The following is a 17,576-nucleotide window of genomic DNA, read 5'->3' on the forward strand; positions in this document are numbered from 1 at the left end:
GGATTTCCTGGAACGGTTCGACTGGATTCGCACCAGCCTCTGCTTCGAGCCGCGCGGCCACGACATGATGTCGGGCGGGTTCCTCTACCCGCCCACACTACCGGACGCGGATATCGGCATCCTGTTCATCGAGACGAGCGGCTGTCTGCCGATGTGCGGCCACGGCACGATCGGGATGGTGACGTTCGGGCTCGAGCACGGGCTGATCAGCCCGCGCGAACCGGGCAGGCTGCGCGTCGAAGTGCCGGCCGGCGTGATCGACATCGAATACGGCCAGGACGGCGACAAGGTCGCGTGGGTGCGTATCCGCAACGTGCCGGCCTATCTGGCCGCCGAAGGCATCGCCATCGACGTGCCGGGCTTCGGGCCGTTGACAGTCGACGTGTCCTATGGCGGGAATTATTACGCGATCGTCGAGCCGCAGGGCGCCTATCAGGGGCTGGACGCGCTCGGCGCATCGCAAATCGTCGAGCTCAGCCGCACGATCCGGTCGCTGGTGCGGGACGTCTATGAGCCCGTCCACCCGCTCGACGATCGCATCCGTGGCGTCAGCCATGTGCTCTGGGCCGACAAGCCGAAAGGAGAAGGCGCCGACGGCCGCAACGCGGTCTTCTACGGTGAGCGGGCGATCGACCGCAGCCCGTGCGGCACGGGCACCTCGGCGCGTATGGCGCATCTCGTCGCCAAGGGCAGGCTGGCGGTCGGCGACCGCTTCGTCCACGAAAGTTATATCGGCAGCCGCTTTACAGGACGCGTCGAGGAAGCGACGATGCTGGGCGACACGCCCGCGATCATTCCATCGATCGAGGGTTCCGCGATCACGACCGGATTCAACACGATCTGGGTCGACCGATCGGATAGCTTCTGGAAGGGGTTTTCGGTGGTATGACGCGTTCATGAGCCTCGTCATCCGCACATTGTCCGACCAATTGGTCGATCTCGTCCGCAACCGCATCCTGTCCGGCGCCGTCTCGACCGAGCAGGCGATCCGCCAGGATGCGCTCGCCGCCGAACTCGGCGTCAGCAAGATCCCGCTCCGCGAGGCGCTCGCGCGTCTGGAGGAGGAAGGGCTGATCCGATCGCAAGCCAATCGCGGCTTTTTCGTCTCCCCGCTCAGCGCCTCCGAAGCGAAGGAGGTCTACGAGCTGCGCGTGAAGCTGGAGCCGGAAGCGACCGCGCTCGCCGCACGCCTTGCGACCGAGGAGGATCATGCTCATGCCACCGAGACTTTCGACACGCTGAGCACGTTCACCAACGAACATGGCGAAGGCGTCGGCGCCTTCAACCGCGCCTTTCACCGCGCGCTTTTCCGCCCCTGCGGCAAACCGATCACCGTGAACCTCCTGGAGCGGCTGCAGGTGCTGTCGGAACGCTATGTCCGAAAGCATCTCGAACAGCTTGGACGCGACGAACGTGCGAACGAGGAGCATCGCGAGCTGCTCCAGGCGTGGCTTGCGCGCGACGAGCATCGCGTGGAGGTTTTGATGCGCGCGCATATCGGAAAAACACTCGATGACCTGCAGCTTCAGCTCGTCGGGAAATAAGAGCCGGGCCGGCTGCCGTCGGCTCCGGGAATAGGGAAGGAGCAGTAAGTGGCAGCAGGTTTGTTTGGGCCCATCAAGCCCATTGATGCTTCGCGGGCGGAGGCGGGGCATGGCCTGCGTCCGACGCTCAGCTGGCCGCATCTGGTGGCGCTGGGCGTGGGCGCGATCGTCGGCACCGGCATCTACACGCTGACCGGTGTCGGCGCCGAGCGCGCCGGGCCGGCGGTGATCCTGGCGTTCGCGATCGCCGGTGCGGTCTGCGCCTGTGCCGCGCTTGCCTACGCCGAGCTCGCGACGCTGATCCCGACCTCGGGCAGCGCCTATACCTACACCTATTCGGTTCTGGGCGAGACGCTCGCCTGGATCGTCGGCTGGAGCCTGATTCTCGAATATTCGCTGGCCTGCTCGGGCGTGGCGGTCGGCTGGTCCGGCTATCTGGTGGGATTGATCGAATCCGCCGGCGTGCATTTGCCGCAATGGATGCTGGCCGGGCCGCACGGCGGAGGCGTCATCAATCTGCCTGCGGTGCTGGTCTCGGTCGGCATTGCCGGGCTGTTGCTGGCCGGCACGCGCGAAAGCGCGACGGTGAACATCCTGCTGGTGGTGATCAAGCTCGCGGCGCTCGCCGTGTTCGTGGTCGTGGTGATGCCGTATTTCAATCCGGCCAATCTTGACCCGTTCATGCCGTACGGCTTCGGCAGCACGCTTCAGGGCGGCGAGAAGCGCGGCGTGATGGCAGCGGCGGCGATCGTGTTCTTCGCCTTTTACGGCTTCGACGCCGTCGCGACATCGGCCGAGGAGACGCGCAATCCAAAACGCGACCTGACCATCGGCATCATCGGATCGATGGCGCTGTCGACCACCATCTACATCCTCGTCGCTGTCGCAGCGGTTGGCGCGGTCGCCTACACGACGCTCGGCGGCTCGCCCGAGCCGCTCGCGCTTGCGCTGCGGACGCTCGGGCATCCGGTCGTCTCCTGGGTCGTGGCGAGCGCGGCGATCGTCGCGCTGCCGTCGGTGATCCTGGTGATGATGTACGGGCAGAGCCGCATCTTCTTCGTGATGGCGCGCGACGGGCTGCTGCCGCGCAGGCTCTCCAACGTGTCGTCGCGCGGCACGCCGGTGTTCGTCACCATGATCACCTGCCTGTTCGTCTCGGTCATCGCGGCGTTCTTCGACGTCGGCGAAATCGCAGCGCTCGCCAATGCCGGCACGCTGCTCGCCTTCATCGCCGTCGGCGTCTGTCTGATGGTGTTGCGCCGCCGTGCGCCGGACTTGCCGCGGGTGTTCCGCTGCCCGGCGCCTTATCTGGTCGGGTCGCTGGCGGTGCTGGGCTGCATCTATCTGCTGATCAGCCTGCCGAGCTCGACCCTGATCAGGTTCGTGATCTGGAACGCGATCGGGCTGGTGGTCTATTTCCTGTACAGCCGCACCCGCAGCATGGTGCGGATGGACCGGCCGGTCGTCGGCATCTGACCGAAAAAAGGGGCGGCCGCGTTACCGCGACCGCCCCTCCTTGCCGGAGGCGCATGGGATCAGGGAGCGACTTCCGGCAGGGCAGGATTGAAACCCGGCGGGTTGACGCCGCCGTCCGCGATGAACTGGTCGAGTCTCGCTTCGAGCACCGACAGCGGCACCGAGCCCAGCGCCAGGATAGCGTCGTGGAAGTTGCGCTGGTCGAACTTCGTGCCCAGCTTCGCTTCCGCCTCGGCCCGCTTCTGCCGGATCAGCATCTCGCCCAGCTTGTAGGCCAGCGCTTGCCCGGGCCAGGCGATGTAGCGGTCGATCTCCGTCTCGATCTCGTGTTCCGACAGCGCGGTATGGTCGCGCAGATATTGCTGCGCCTGCTCGCGGGTCCAGCCGTAATGGTGGATGCCGGTGTCGATCACCAGCCGGCACGCGCGCCAGATCTCGTAGGAAAGACGGCCGAAATTCTCGTAGGGCGTGTCGTAGACGCCCATTTTCGTGCCCAGCCACTCCATGTAGAGCGCCCAGCCCTCGCCATAGCCGGAAAAGCCGGTCTGGCGGCGGAAATCCGGCCGGCCCTTCGCTTCGGCGGCGACCGCTCCCTGGAACGAATGGCCCGGATTGCACTCGTGCAGCGTCAGCGCGGTCAGCGTGTAGAGCGGGCGCGACGGCAGGTCGTAGGTGTTCATCAGGCAGCTGCCGAGCCCGCCGCGGCCGCCGGTGTAGATCGGCGCCAGCGCCGGCGGCACCGGCAGGATCGTGAAGCGGCGGCGCGGCAGGAAGCCGATGAACTCGTCCAGCTTGCCGTCGACGCGTTTCGCCACATAGGCGGAAAAGGCGAGCAGTTCGTGCGGCGTCTTCGGATAGAATTGCGGGTCCGTGCGCAGGAACTTCAGGAACTCCGGCATCGAACCCCTGAAGCCGGTCTGCGCCTTGGTCGCTTCCATTTCGGCCGAAATGCGCGCGACTTCCTTCAAGCCGATCTGGTGAATCTGTTCGGCGGTCAGGTCGAGCGTCGTAAACGCCTCGATCTGCGACTGATAAAAGGCCTTGCCGTCGGGCTCGGCTTCGGCGGCGAGCGTGGTGCGCGCCTGCGTCATATATTCGTTGCGGATGAAATCGAGCAGCTCGCGATAGGCGGGGATTGCCGCCTGCGCGACCGCCTGCTCCCCTTCCGCCCTCAAGGCTGCCTGCTCTGCGGCAGGAATGGAGTTCGGCATCGACGCGAATGGCTTGAGCAGCGGATTCTCCGCCCCGGCCGCAAGATAGGGCACGATCGTCTTGTCGCGCCCGGTGACGACCACGCGCGGCACGCTGAAGCCGCGCTTCAGCCCCGCCCGCATGTTGGCGATTTCCTCGTCGAAATAGCGGGGGATGTCACGCACGCGGGCGATGTAGTTGCGGTACGCCTGCGCGTCGGGAAAGCCGCCGCTCCGGGGGCTCAGGCCCGACCAGAAGAAGGTGTCGGCGTTGAACGGCGCTTCGTAGGTCTTGAAGCGCGCATTGTCCGCCAGCGTCTGGATCGACCGCCGGAACACGGCGGCATTGACCTTCTCCTCGGACGAAAGCTGGTCGACCGGAATCTTGTCCAGCTCCGCCAGCACCTGCGTCCAATAGGCGAGGTGCGCCGCCTGCGTCTTCGCGTCGACGCGGGGCAGGTGGTCGGCGCCTTCGATCCAGCGCCCGCTCTTGTCCTGGACGCGGCCAAGCTCGTGCTGCCGCCATGTCCATTCGCGCTCGTACAGCGCCCTGAGCCGCGCATCCGCGCTGTTCGGAGCCGGGGCCTGCGCGGCTGCCTGTCCGCCGATCGCCAGTATCGCCAGCGCAATCGTTCCTGCCAGCATCGTTCGGCCGGTCATGTCCTCTCCTCTAAGCTACAGCTATTGCTCCGTTTCCGCCGTCACGACCGGCATCGGTCCGGGCGGCAGCCCGCGCGCGGCCTTGGCGTCCGCGACCATTTTTCGGATTTCGGCGCGGAGCTTCTGCGCATCGTAAAGGATGCCGTCCTTGATCGTCCAGGCGATGCCGCCGATGCGCTCGACCCTGCCGGTCTGGTCGTTCAGATGCAGCGTCCCGGTGCCGAACAGCAGCTTCAGGTTGGCGAGCGGATTGCCTTTCACCACCACCAGGTCGGCCTTGCGCCCGACCCGGATCGTGCCGACCTGATCGTCGTGGCCGAGCAGGCGCGCGCCTTGCTGGGTGGCGGCGTGGATCACTTCCAGGGGGGAGAAGCCGGCTTCGCGCAGCAGCTCCATCTCCTGCACATAGCCGAAGCCGTAGAGGTTGTAGATATAGCCTGAATCGCTGCCGACGGTGACCCGGCCGCCGCGATTCTTGTACTCGTTCACGAACTGCATCCAGAGCCGGCAATTCTCCTTCCAGGCGACCTCGTCCTCGGTCGTCCAGTCATACCAGTAGGAGCCGTGGTTGGAGCGGTTCGGGCGGTAATAATCCCACAGCGCCGGCATCGTGTAGTCGGAGTGCCAGACCGCACGGTACATCCGCATCAGGTCGCGGCTGGCGAGATACGCCGTGAAGGTCGGGTCCAGCGTGAAGCCGCGATCGAGCAGGGTCTGCATGACCTCTTCCCACTTCGCCGATCCCGGCTTGGCGGCCTGCACCCAGAGCCGCCCGGACTCGCCGAAGCGCTGCTGCTCGTCATTATTGATGAAATCGTTGGGCCAGCGCTGGAATTCGCGGTCGGTGAACATCGCTTCCGGCAGGCCGTACCAATGCTCCATCGACTCCAGCCCGTGCGCGGAGGTGGTCAGCACATTGGCATAGGCGACGCTCGGCTGGGCATGGTGCATCGTCGTATGGAGGCCCAGCTTGTGCGCTTCCTCGATCGCGGCGAACAGCACGTCCTCGGGGCCGCCGATGAACTTGATGCCGTCGGCGCCGCGCTTCTTGGCTTCCTGCACCGCCAGCCGGGCCTGCACCGGATCGTTGACCGGCGTCGTGCGGATCTTGTGAAAGAACGGATAAATGTCGATGCGCGGGGCGACGATCTCGTTGCGTGCGCTGCGCGCCTTGATGTCGGCCAGCCACTCGATCGGACGGTTGCTGCCGACTTCGCGGACGGAGGTGACGCCGTTCGCCATCCACAGCTTCAGGATATAGTCGGACGGCACGTGCTGGGCGTCGTCCAGATTGTGCAGGTGGACGTGGGCATCGACGAAGCCCGGCAGCACGTAATAGCCGGTCAGGTCGAGCTCATAGTCGCCCTTTGCGGCACGGGCGGACGGATCGATCTTGCCGGGTGCGCCGATCGTCCTGATCTCGACGATCCGGTCGCCCGAGAGCACGATATCGACCGGCCCCTGCGCCGGTGCGCCGGTACCGTCGATCATCGTCACGTTGCGCAGCACGACGCGGTTGAACGGGCCGATCCCTTCGGTGCGCGCCGGGATCACATCGGCCGCCTGGGTCTGCGCCTTGAGCACGGCCGGTGGAAAGGGACTCGCCAGCAAAGCGGTGGCGCCGAGCAGCGCAGCCGCCATCGTCCGCAGCTTGTGCGTCATCGGTCCGGCTCCTTCGTCAAAACTAAAGCGGCCGGCGGATAAAGGGGAATCCGCCGGCCGCAGAGTGATCCTCAGAACTTCACGCGCAACCCGGCGAAGTAGCGCCGGCCGAGCGTGTCGTAGAGCGACACGTCGACATTCGCGTCGCCGACGAACGTGGTTCCGAGGATCGGGGGCATTTTGTCGAACAGGTTGTTCACACCCGCGAAGAAGGTGAAGTTCTTGTTGAGATCGACATTGGCGGTCAGGTCGAAATACCAGACTGCCGGCGCAGACTTGACGATGGTTTTGTCCCTGAGCGTCGGAAAGACGTCGAGGCCGCCGATCATCCGGCCCTGGCCGCGCACCGTCAGCGGCCCACTGTGATAGGTCGCGTTCAGGTTAAGCTTGAAGTCCGGAATGATGAAGCCGCCGGTGCCCCGCGAACATCCGGCGCCATAGAAGCCGGCGCAGTCCTGCGTCACGCTGCCGGGCACCTGGGTCGAACGCTCGAACATCCAGCTGCCGACTGCCTGCAGCGACAGGTTCGCCACATTGCCGTCGAACTCCATGAAGCCCGGCAATGGCACGCGGTAGTCGGCCTGAACGTCCAGTCCGCGAACCTTCAGCGCGCCGATGTTGCTGAGGCTGGTGCGGACGAAATCGATCTGACCGCTCGGCAGGCGGAAGATGGACTTACAGGTCGGGCTGTTCGCGTTCAGCGTGGTGAAGCAGTCGTTGAGCGTCTGCTGGGCGTTGATCGTCGTGATCGCGCCTTCCACCTCGACGTCGAAATAGTCCGCCGTGATGTTCAGCCGCGGCACGAACGGCGGCGAGACGACAACCCCGATCGTGTAGGTCTTCGACTTCTCCTCGCGCAGATTCGGGTTGCCGCCGGATTCCTGCGTCAGGCCCAGCGTCGCCTGCGTGAAGGTATCGATATCGGCAGCCGGCACGCCCTGTGCCACGCAGAACTGCTTCACGGCCGAGCTTCGCGTATCGGCGCCGGTCAGGTTCGGGCGGGCGCACGGATCGGTGCCGCCAGTGAAGCCTTGGCCACGGGCTGAGAACAGCTCGTTGATGTTTGGCGCGCGGATGGCGCGGTTATAGGCGCCCCGGAAGCGGACCCAGTCGACCGGCGCATATTCGCCGCCCAGCTTCCAGGTGAACACCCCGCCGACCGTCGAATAGTCGGCATAGCGGGCCGCACCCTCGATCGCGAGCGTGTCGAAGAAGGGCTTGTCCTTCAGGATCGGTACGCGCAGCTCGCCGAAGACCTCTTTGACGTCGAACGAGCCGGCGAGCGCGTTGCTGGACGCGGCGCCGTATTCGTTGTTGAGGTCCATCGAGCTCGGCGTGAACTGATAGCTGTCCTTGCGGTATTCGACGCCGACTGCGACCGCGACTGGGCCGGCGGGAAGGTCGAACAGCGCGCCGCTCAGCGATCCGCCCGCCACCTGACGCTCGAAGATGTCGTAGCTCTTGCGGGTCGGGGTCAGATACTTTCCGGCCTCTGGCGTGATCGAGCCAAGGCCGAAGATCGACACGGGCACGCAACCCTGGAAGCCGGAACGGCAGACGGCCTGGCCGTTGGCATTGAAGACCGAATCGAGGCCGAGGCTCAGCCTGGTCTGGTTGATGACGCCTTCGCTGCGCGTGTCGGTGCGGTTGCGCATATACTGATAGAAGGCATCCCAACGCCAATTCTGGGTGCCGATATCGAAGTCGCCGCGCAAACCGGTCGTGATCTCGTAGGACTGCCGCTCGTAGAAGCTGTCGCGCGTGCCGAGTTCGCTCGCGCGGCGGCCGCCGCCCACAACGGCTGCAGTGCCGTCGCCGTCGGGATCGAAGATCGCGGCGTTGTTCACGAAGAAGTCGCGGACGGCCGGCGAGAGGCTGGCGCTGGTCGCATAATTCGGCACCAGCAGCGTGGACGAGGCTGCGCCCGGCGTTACCGGCGTGAACGAGTCCGGCGCCAGTTTTGAATTGTTGCGCGCGTTGACGAAGAACGCCTCGGTATAGGCGGTGATGTGATCGGTGATGTCGTAGTGGCCAAGCGCAGAGAAGTTGACGCGCTCGAGCGGCCGCTGCAGCAGGTTGAACGGCGCATAGTTATAGGTGTCTTCCGGCTGGCAATAGGGCAGCGGCGTGCCGCCCGCGCCGAAGCGGATGCCGGTGATCGAGGTGCAGGTGCCGGTCGGGTTCAGGTTGACGCCGACGAGCGCATTGCGTTGTGCAAGGCTCAGCGGAACGCGCGTGCCGGGGATGTTGCCGGAGCCCGAATAGACGAGTTTCCCGTTGATTTCCGCCAGCGGCACGCGGCTGTACGGGCGATCGGCTTGGGTGATCGGGTCCTGGGTCGCCCAGGCCGCGGACAGGGTGACGTTGCCGCGGCCGTCTTCGAGGCTCGCGCCATAGGTGATGTCGAACTTCTTGCTGCCGGCGTCGCCGCGGTCAGTGATGCCCGCCTGCGCCGTCGCCTGAAGGCCCTGAAAATTGTCGTCGAGAATGAAGTTGACGGCGCCGGCGATGGCGTCGGAGCCGTAGACGGCGGAGGCGCCGCCGGTGATCACCTCAACGCGCTTGATCAAGGCGTCCGGAATGCTGGTGAGGTCGACCGAGCCGTTCGAGTCGGCCGGGATGAACCGCCGGCCGTTGACCAGAGTCAGCGTCCGCGTCGCGTCCAGGCCGCGCAGATTGGCGGCGAGCACGCCCGAGCCGCCGCCGTTGTTGACGGTCGAAGTGTTGCCCTGGGCCAGCTGCGGGAATTCGTTCAGCGTCTTTTCGAGCGTGACGTTGCCGGACAGCTTGATGTCATCCTCGCCGACCACCGTAATCGGGCTGGGCGCCGTCAGGTCGGGCCGGGCCAGGCGCGAGCCGGTCACGACAATGTCGGCGGCAGGTGCAGGGGCCGCTTCGGCGGTGGCCTCCTGAGCCATCGCGGCCCCGGGCACCAGCGCTGCAGCGCATAGGAAGCTTGTCGCCAGCAGCGTCTGGCGCAGTCGGTTTTGCACACGGCGGTTATGATCGAACGACATCCTCAATCTCCCTGCGATGGGTCGTTGTTGGCAATGATTGCGTGCAGGGCGGCGTTTTCGCTCATGACCCCCGCGCTCCCGGAATCCGGCAGTCCCATTCCCGCTGACAGGCATTGCTGCGCGTCGGCAGCCCGGCCATCGCAGGCTTCGGAAATTTCCCCTCGGTACAGCATCGCGCCCCTTATCCGCTATGACTGTATACGAAATACGATATACAGCGGATTGTAGATGTCAACGGATGATTCTGCGGAGGCGCAAATGTCGGTAAGAATCTGTCTCGGGCGAGCGGTGGCAGGATTGTTTGTCGCTGCTGCCGCGCTGACAGGCGGCAGCTCCAGCGCCGCACTGCCGCCGCCGCGCCCGACCGTTATCACCGACGTCACGGTGATCGACGGCACCGGCGCCGCGCCCAGGCCGCACATGACGGTGCGGATCGAAAAGGGTCGGATCGTATCGGTCGCGCCGAGCGGCGGTCGGGCGCCGTCAGGCGCCCTCGTCGTCGATGGGCGCGGGCGCTACCTGCTGCCAGGCTTCATCGACAGCAATGTCCATGTGTCGGTCTACGGCAATCCATCGCGCCGCGACACGTCCGTCAAATATGCCGATCGCGGCGAGGAGCTTGCGCTCGAATTCGCGCAACGTGCGCTCCGCTATGGCGTGACGACGATCCGCGACAGCTATGGCCTGCTGCCGCCGATCCTCGTCGTCCGCGACCGGATCGACCGCGACGAAGTGGTCGGCGCGCGGATCAAGGCAGCCGGCAACATACTCGGCTGGAGCGGTCCCTTCTCGCTGACCTTCTCGCTCACCAAGGATGCCGACCTGTCGCTGTTCCAGGAGCAATGGAACGACCTCCTTGCCCAGGGCATGGGCGAGGAGATCATGGACATGACACCCGACGAGCTGCGGGTGGCGATGAACACCTATCTCGATAAGGGCGTCGACTTCATCAAATATGGCGGGACCAGCCATTTCCTGCGCCCCTCGCTGATCGGCTTCTCGCCGCGCCAGCAGGCGGTGATCGTCGAGGAAGCGCACAAGCGCGGCAAGCCGGTCGAGACACACGCGACCAGCTCCGAAGGATTGCGGTTGGCGGTCGAGGCGGGGATCGACATGATCCAGCATCCCGAGCTGACGAGCCGCGACCTCCCGGACGACCTGATCGACCTGATCGTTCAAAAGAACGTGCTGTGCGGGATGCGCGCCAACTATATCACCGGCGCCTATCGCCAGCGCCATCTGCAGAAGCGCGCCGAGGCGGAGGCGCGGATCGCGAAGATGCCGCCGCCCACCACCAGCGCCGAGCGCTGGCGCCGGCTCGACATGCTGGGCGACAACGAGGACGTGCAGCGCCGCAACGCCGTGCGGCTGATCAAGGCAGGCTGCCGCATCACGCCCGCAACCGATAGCTTCTATGGCGACGCGCCCGAGTTCCGCCGCACGCCGAAGACCGACGAGGCGGAGCCGGGCATCGGCACCATCCGCGCCATCGAAGGCTTTGTCGAGCTCGGCATGACGCCGATGCAGGCGATCGTCGCGGCGACGAAGAACGGCGCGGCCGCGGCGGCGATGCCGGACGATCTGGGCACGATCGAGCCGGGCAAGATCGCCGACCTCGTGCTCTTGTCCGCCGATCCGATCGCGGACATCCATAATGTCGAGAAGGTGGAGGCGGTGTTCTCCAAGGGACGGATGGTCGATCGCGACCGGCTGCCCGAACATCCGCTGTTCCTCGTCAAGCCGGAGAAGACGCAATGACGAAACTGATCGGTTCGCTTTTCGCCATTTTGCTGCTCGCCGCGACCCCCGCCCGCGCCGGTGAGGCGGAGGACAAGGCCGCGATCCTGAACGTCATCGCGACGATGGAGCAGGCGTGGAACCGGGGCGATTTCCGCGGCTATATGGCGGGCTTCTGGAATCCCGGCGTGGTGTTCGTCTCAGGCGGCAAGATCCAGGCGGGCTGGCAGGGCACGCTCGACCATTATGTGCGCGACTATGGCGGCGCGCCGGAAAAGCGCGGCAATCTCCATTTCTACGACATGACTGTCGACATGCTCGCACCCGACGCGGCGCTGCTGATCAGCCACTATCACCTCGAACGGCCCGAGCATCCGCAGGAAGGGATCAATACCCGCCTGTTCCGCAAGATCGACGGCCGCTGGGTGATCGCGATGAACCACGTGTCCTCCTACGAGGCGCACGCGGCCAAATAGATCAGCGCTCGCTGCGGGCGAGCAGGTCGATCAGGTCCTGCTTCCAGAATTTGGCCCAGCTGTGGGTGCCGTGCCCGTGCGTCTCCGTGCTTTCCGGGATCAGCCGGAAGCGGGTGTTCGGCATCCGCTTCAGAGCTTCCTGCGGGAAAGTGAAATTGCGCGGGTTGATGAAGTCGTCGGCGGAGTTGATCCAGGTCATCGGCGCCTTGATCTTCTCCAGGTCCGGCCAGGGATTGTAGGTTTTCGACGATTCGAACTGATAGATCATGTCGTTGGCGTCGCGGCTCGCGATATCCGCCTCGACGCGCTCGCGGACATAGGCGATGGCGGCGTCCTTGTCCGGATAGAGCTTCTGCAGGTTCAGCGGTGCGCCGCCGACGATCGTCGAGATCGACGCGGCGGTGCGCAGCCCCTGGATCGGCTGGCTCGTGTAATTGCCGTTCATCCAGGCGGGATCGGATTCGATCCCGTCGACGATCAGCTGGCGCCACATCCGGTTGAGGCCCGCGATCTCCACCGGCTCGCAGGCGAGCGGCAGCAGCGCCTGCGGGAAATCGGGATACATCTCCCCCCAGACAAAGCTCTGCATGCAGCCCATCGACGTGCCCATGATCAGCCGCATGCGCTTGATGCCGAGCCCGTCGGTGAGCAGCCGGTGCTGCAACTCGACCATGTCGTCATAGTCGTAGTGCGGGAATTTCATCCGCAGCCCGTCGGACGGCTTGGATGAGCCGCCATGGCCGACATTGTCCGGCAGGATGATGAAATAGCGCTTGATGTCGAGCGGCTGGCCGGGCCCGTAGAGCTCGTCGGCGAATTGGGGCCGCAGGAACTGCTTGCCGCTGCCGCCGGTGCCGTGGATCACCATCACCGCATTGTCGATCTCGCCCTGCGCATTGCGGTGCGGCGAGCCCAGCGTCGTATAATGCAGCCGCACTTCCGGCAGCGTCTCGCCCGAGCGGAAGCGGAAGTTGCGGACGGTAAAGTCGCCTTCGCGGGTCGGCCACTTCGTCGCGGCTGCCGGCGCCGGCCCGGCCGGAGCCGCGGCTGCCGGAGTCGCCTGCAGGGCCAGCATCGCGAGCGCGAGAGAAATCATAGCGGGAACTCCATACTGAATCAGGCCGGCCGGCGGCGGGCGGTTATCACGACGTCGATCTGGTCGGTGCGCGGATTGATGAACTCGATCCGGGTGCGGCCGTCCTCGGTCTGAGTGATCGTGCCGGGGATCGAGCTGTTGGTCAGCACCCAGCCGGCGGGTAGCACGACCGTGTTGAGCGGGCGCCCGAACGAGCGATGCCATACCAGCTCGTCGCCGACCAATTTGTACCGGTCGCGATCGGTGTAGGTCTCCGAAAAGCGCAGGCGCGCGCTTTCGCCTGTCTTCACCGGATCGAAGCGGAACACGACCGCTTCGGTATCGGCCGTCACGCCCTGTTCGTGCGGGTCGGCCTTCAATATGTCGGCGCCTTTGAGGATTTCCCATTTCAGCGCCGCGCCGGTGTCCAGGTTGCGACCCGAGGGCTTCGACGCGGCGCTGCCGGTGCGGACGATATTGACGTACGTGCCCACGCCCGGACGGGACTCGGTATAGTCGTGATAGAGATCGAAGCTGTGCGTCTCCGGCTGGTTCAGGAAATAGACGATCTCGCGATTCTGGTGCGCCCGCTCGTCGAGCGCCTTCGCCATGCTCGACGGGGCGGCCGACAGGCCGGGCGACGGCCGCGCCTTGACGATCAGCGGCGCCTGCGCCGGCGTGTTGTTCCAGAAGGCGATCTTGATGCGGCCGTCCTTTTCCTGGAGCACCTGCGCCGGGTAATTGCACGAGACGAGCTCATAGCCCGCCGGCAGCACGACCGCGTTGCGCTTCACACCCAGCGGCCGGTCGAACACGATCGTGTCGCCTTCCTGGTAATAGCTCTTCGCATCCTCATAGGTCTTGTCGATGAAGACGCGGCCTTCGCCGCCATCGGCCGGCACCGGGCGAGCGAGCGCGGCCCGGATATATTCGCTGTCCGGCCCTGCGCCGCGAACGCCGCCGGATTTCGCGACCGAGCCGGGCACGACTTTGAATTCCAGCTTCCGACCGGTCGCGCGGTCGCTCACATGCTCGTCGGAGGCGGTGCTGCCGGGCCGGATCGGATTGTAATAGGCGGTGGCGTCCGGCGTGCTCGCGGTGATCTCGTAGAGAATACGGAATTTGTGGCTGCCCGGCGCCAGCAACTCGTAGCGCGTATAGCCGTCCGATTCCGTCTGCGGCGCCTGCGCCGCGGCAGGGGAGGCTGCGGCGACCAGCAAGGCCGCCGCGGCTCCTATCCATTCGATCCGGTCCATATCCTCCCCTTCCGGTGATTCGCTCACAAGGGCTTAGCCCTCGTCGTCCTCATCGGCGAAATCCTCATTGTCGTAGAGGCCCGCATCGGCGCTTGCCACCGGCAACGCGGTGACGAGCGGCGCCTTGCCCTTCGCCGCGAGCAGGCGGTTAAAGGCCGGCACATCGCGCGCCATCAGCGTCTGATAGTTCGCGGTCGCTGCCGCGAGATCCTTCTCGATGCCGGCCAGCAGCACCGGCGCCGTGTCGGTCGGCCCGAAATCGCCGCCGCCGGCGACGTCGCCCGCTCCCGTGCCGATCTCGCCGTTCAGCCACAGCAGGTTGTAATAGCTCTTCCAGGTGTTCGTGTAATATTTGTCGTCGCTGGCGGCGAGCGCCTTCTGGAACAGGCTGTATTCGACGCTCTGCAGCTTGGCGTCGATCGCGTCGAGCTGCTTGGCAGAGACTCCGGCATCGCCGCTGGCCCGCATCTGCTCGATCTGGTGCCGCTGCCGCTCGATCAGGTTCACCATGTCCGATATCTTGCCGACATCGTCGCGGATGCGCAGCTGCAGCGCGAGCGTGCGGTTAAGATCCTCGGGCGAGCCCGGCGACTTGGGATCGGGCAGCAGCGTCAGCGGCTGCTCGTAGGTCTGTCCGTCGACTGTGATCCTGACCCGATACTGCCCCGGCGTCGCGACCGGCCCCGGCTGGTTCGGCGGCATGCCCCAATGGGTGATCGGCCGCCATTCCTTGCCTTTGAAGCGCGTGTCGTCCCAGATGTGCGGGTTTTCGGGCGGGATGGTACGCAGTTCGATCGTGCGCAGCGGATCGTAGCGCATGTCCCAGGCGACGCGGTTAATCCCCGCTTCCGCCTTGGCCTTCAGCGTGCGTACGGGATGGCCTGCCGCATCCACGATTTCGACCGTCGCTTCGCCCTTTGGTGCGGCAGGCAGCCAATAGGTGAAGTAGACGTCAGCGTCCCGCAGCCGGTAGCTGTCGCGTGGCGCGAAGAATGTCGGTTCGGTGGGCTTGCCGTTCTTTGCCATCTCCTCGAGCGGCGAGATGTCGTCGAGGATGTAGATGCCGCGCCCATAGGTCGACACGACCAGGTCGTGGAAGCGCTTCTGCGTCACCGTCCAGGTCACGGGCGCTGGCGGCAGGCCGGTGCGGAAATGCGTCCAGGTATTCCCGTCGTCCAGCGAGTAATAGAAGGCGTTGCCGGTGCCCGCGAACAGCAGGCCCTTCGCATTGGGATCTTCCGACACGTTGCGGACATAAGCGAGCGGGCCCTTCGGCAGGGCGGCGTCGAGGCGCGACCAGGTCTTGCCATAGTCCGTGGTCTTCAGGATGTAGGGGGCGCTATCGTCGATCAGGTGCGCATCGACTGTCGCATAAGCGGTGGCCGCATCGAAATGCGAGGGTTCGATGCTGGTGAAGGTGCCGAGTTCGGGCACCCCGGCCGCCTTGAGACCGGCCGAGACGTCGATCCATTTCCCGCCGCCGTCGGCCGTGTACCAGATCTTGCCGTCGTTGGTGCCGGCCCAGACCAGGCCCTGCTGGATCTGCGAAGGCGTGATCGCGAACACGACTTCGGGCGCGAACTGACCGAGATTGTCGCCGACGATGCCGCCCGACGACTTGATGTATTGGGGATCCTGGCGCGAAAGGTCGGGGCTGACGACTTTCCAGCTCTGGCCCTTGTCGGTCGTCTTGAAGACGACCTGGCAACCATAATAGACCGACTTGGGATCGAACGGATCGATCGCCAGCGGCGGCGTCCAGTGGCACCGATAGGGCACTTCGCCCGGCACCGAGTCCATTGTGTGCAGCCACGGGCTGACCGAACGTGCCCGGCCCGTCCGGCCGTCCCACACCGTCACTTCGTTCGAATAGCAGGTGGCCCAGACGGTCTCCGGATCGCCTGGCGTCGGCAGGGTGAAGCCGCTTTCGCAGCCGCCCATGCGGTGGTCCCATCCCTGATCCGAAGGACGGCCCCCGATCGGCAGGCTGGGCCCGCGCATCGTGCTGTTGTCCTGCATGTTGGTGTAGACCATGTACGGCGTCTGGTCGTCGACGGCGACGTGGTACATCTGTCCGATCGGGAAAGTGTGCCGCTGGATGCTCTTGCCGCCGTTGGTGGTGAGGCTGAGGCCGCCGTCGTGGGTGATGACGAAGTGATCGGCGTCTTTCGGGTCCCACCAGATGTCGTGCGTATCGCCGCCCCAGCGCACCACGTCGAACGTCGTGCCGCCGTCCATCGACTGGCTGACGCTGCTGTTGGCGACGATGATCCGGTTCGGGTCCACCGGCGACACCATCAGGTGAATGTAATAGCCGGCGCGCCCGATCAGCTTGCGGTCCCAGGAAACGGTGCGCCAGTTCTGCCCGGCATCGTCCGACCGCCAGAGCGAGCCCAGCCCGTTGGTCTGGATCAGCGCATAGACACGGTTTGAATCGGACGGCGCGACTGCCACGTCGATCTTGCCGACTGGGCTGGTCGGCAGGCCGTGCCCGACGATATGCTGCCAATGCTCGCCGCCGTCGTGGGTGACATAGACGCCGCTGCCGGGACCGCCGCTTTCCTCGCCCCAGGTACGCATCTTAACCTGCCATGTGCCGGCGTAGATCGTCTTCGGGTCCTTGGCGTCCATCGACAGGCCGGAGCAGCCGGTCTTCTCGTCGACGAACAGCTGGCGCTGCCAGGTCTTGCCGCCGTCGGCGGTGTGGAAGACGCCGCGCTCCTGCTGCGGACCGGAAAGCCGGCCGAGCGCGCAGACATAGACGCTGTTGGCGTTGGCCGGATCGATCAGGATGCGGCCGATGCGCCCCGTCGCTTCCAGGCCCATATGGACCCAGGTCTTACCGCCGTCGGTCGACTTGTAGACGCCGTTGCCGATCACATCGATGTCGCGGATCGCCCAGGCTTCGCCCGTGCCTGCCCAGACTGTCTTCGGGTCGGACGGCGCGACGGCCAGCGCGCCGATCGCAGCGACATTCTGATCGTCGAACACCGGCGTCCATTTGCCGCCGCCATTTTCGGACTTGAAGATGCCGCCGGAAGAGGCGCCCGCATAGTAATTGAGGTGATCGCCCGGCGCCGCAGCGAAGGAGGCGACACGGTTGCCGACGACCGGGCCTAGAAAGCGGAAGCCGAACTCGGCCGGCTTCTGCTCTTCCTCGCCGCGCGACTGCGCATGCGCGGCCCCGACTGCGAAGAACGATACTGCCGCCAGCATCAGACCCAATCGGCGCATGGCAATCCCTCCCGAGACTCGTCCGTATACGATATACGGAACTATGCACGGCAGCGGCGGCGGGTCAATGGGGGCGGGATGCGCCCGTTCCAGGAGCGGCAGGCGGTTCCCAGCCGAATACGCTGCGCCCGCCATAGTCGTGCGAGCGCGCCAGCTCCTCGGCAATTACGGCCTCGATCGAAGGCCTCGTCGCATGCGCTTCGAGCCGCCGCGCCTGCTGGTCCAGGCGTCGGATCGCGGCGAGCTCCT

Annotated in this window: 12 protein-coding genes; 5 read left to right on the forward strand and 7 right to left on the reverse strand. The window is 65.5% G+C overall.

Annotation, left to right across the window (positions count from 1 at the left end):
- From VFT73_RS12975 to VFT73_RS12985, 3 genes are all read left to right on the forward strand, one after another.
- Positions 1 to 889 (forward strand): 4-hydroxyproline epimerase (locus tag VFT73_RS12975; protein WP_326411791.1); only part of this gene is annotated, 889 nt, incomplete at its 5' end.
- 7 nt (positions 890 to 896) lie between these two features.
- Entirely contained in the window at positions 897 to 1,544 is a 648-nt protein-coding gene (locus VFT73_RS12980) for a GntR family transcriptional regulator (RefSeq protein ID WP_326411794.1), read from the forward strand.
- A 48-nt stretch (positions 1,545 to 1,592) separates the two neighbouring features.
- Positions 1,593 to 3,020 (forward strand): amino acid permease, encoded by a 1,428-nt coding sequence (locus VFT73_RS12985; RefSeq protein WP_326411796.1) that lies wholly within the window; start codon positions 1,593 to 1,595, stop codon positions 3,018 to 3,020.
- A gap of 59 nt (positions 3,021 to 3,079) precedes the next feature.
- On the opposite strand, the gene VFT73_RS12990 is transcribed toward VFT73_RS12985, so the two are convergent.
- The 3 genes from VFT73_RS12990 to VFT73_RS13000 all read right to left on the reverse strand — a co-directional run bounded on the left by VFT73_RS12990 (position 3,080) and on the right by VFT73_RS13000 (position 9,450).
- Positions 3,080 to 4,870, reverse strand: a complete 1,791-nt coding sequence (locus tag VFT73_RS12990; RefSeq protein ID WP_326411798.1) for a DUF885 domain-containing protein — start codon at positions 4,868 to 4,870, stop codon at positions 3,080 to 3,082.
- Positions 4,871 to 4,891: 21 nt separating this feature from the next.
- Positions 4,892 to 6,532: an amidohydrolase family protein gene (locus VFT73_RS12995; RefSeq protein WP_326411800.1), complete on the reverse strand. Its 1,641-nt coding sequence runs from the start codon at positions 6,530 to 6,532 to the stop codon at positions 4,892 to 4,894.
- Between the two features lie 71 nt (positions 6,533 to 6,603).
- Positions 6,604 to 9,450 carry a TonB-dependent receptor domain-containing protein gene (locus VFT73_RS13000; protein WP_326411802.1) on the reverse strand — a complete coding sequence of 949 codons (2,847 nt, stop codon included), beginning with the start codon at positions 9,448 to 9,450 and terminating at the stop codon, positions 6,604 to 6,606.
- Positions 9,451 to 9,837: 387 nt separating this feature from the next.
- On the opposite strand from VFT73_RS13000, the gene VFT73_RS13005 reads away from it, so the two are divergent.
- Both VFT73_RS13005 and VFT73_RS13010 read left to right on the forward strand, forming a co-directional pair.
- Positions 9,838 to 11,307 carry an amidohydrolase family protein gene (locus VFT73_RS13005; RefSeq protein ID WP_326411804.1) on the forward strand — a complete coding sequence of 490 codons (1,470 nt, stop codon included), beginning with the start codon at positions 9,838 to 9,840 and terminating at the stop codon, positions 11,305 to 11,307.
- Positions 11,304 to 11,762, forward strand: a complete 459-nt coding sequence (locus tag VFT73_RS13010) for a nuclear transport factor 2 family protein (RefSeq protein ID WP_326411806.1) — start codon at positions 11,304 to 11,306, stop codon at positions 11,760 to 11,762. Before VFT73_RS13005 ends, VFT73_RS13010 begins: the two co-directional genes overlap by 4 nt.
- 1 nt (position 11,763) lies before the next feature.
- On the opposite strand, the gene VFT73_RS13015 is transcribed toward VFT73_RS13010, so the two are convergent.
- From VFT73_RS13015 to VFT73_RS13030, 4 genes are all read right to left on the reverse strand, one after another.
- Positions 11,764 to 12,858 (reverse strand): alpha/beta fold hydrolase, encoded by a 1,095-nt coding sequence (locus tag VFT73_RS13015; RefSeq protein WP_326411809.1) that lies wholly within the window; start codon positions 12,856 to 12,858, stop codon positions 11,764 to 11,766.
- A gap of 20 nt (positions 12,859 to 12,878) precedes the next feature.
- Positions 12,879 to 14,093 (reverse strand): hypothetical protein, encoded by a 1,215-nt coding sequence (locus tag VFT73_RS13020; RefSeq protein ID WP_326411811.1) that lies wholly within the window; start codon positions 14,091 to 14,093, stop codon positions 12,879 to 12,881.
- Positions 14,094 to 14,126: 33 nt separating this feature from the next.
- The gene (locus VFT73_RS13025) at positions 14,127 to 17,327 is read right to left on the reverse strand and encodes a WD40/YVTN/BNR-like repeat-containing protein (protein ID WP_326411813.1); all 3,201 of its coding nucleotides are present in this window, start codon (positions 17,325 to 17,327) and stop codon (positions 14,127 to 14,129) included.
- 64 nt (positions 17,328 to 17,391) lie between these two features.
- The coding region (locus VFT73_RS13030; protein ID WP_326411815.1) for a hypothetical protein at positions 17,392 to 17,576 on the reverse strand (185 nt) is incomplete at its 5' end.

Source organism: Sphingomonas sp., assembly GCF_035758555.1.
GTDB lineage: Bacteria > Pseudomonadota > Alphaproteobacteria > Sphingomonadales > Sphingomonadaceae > Sphingomonas_B.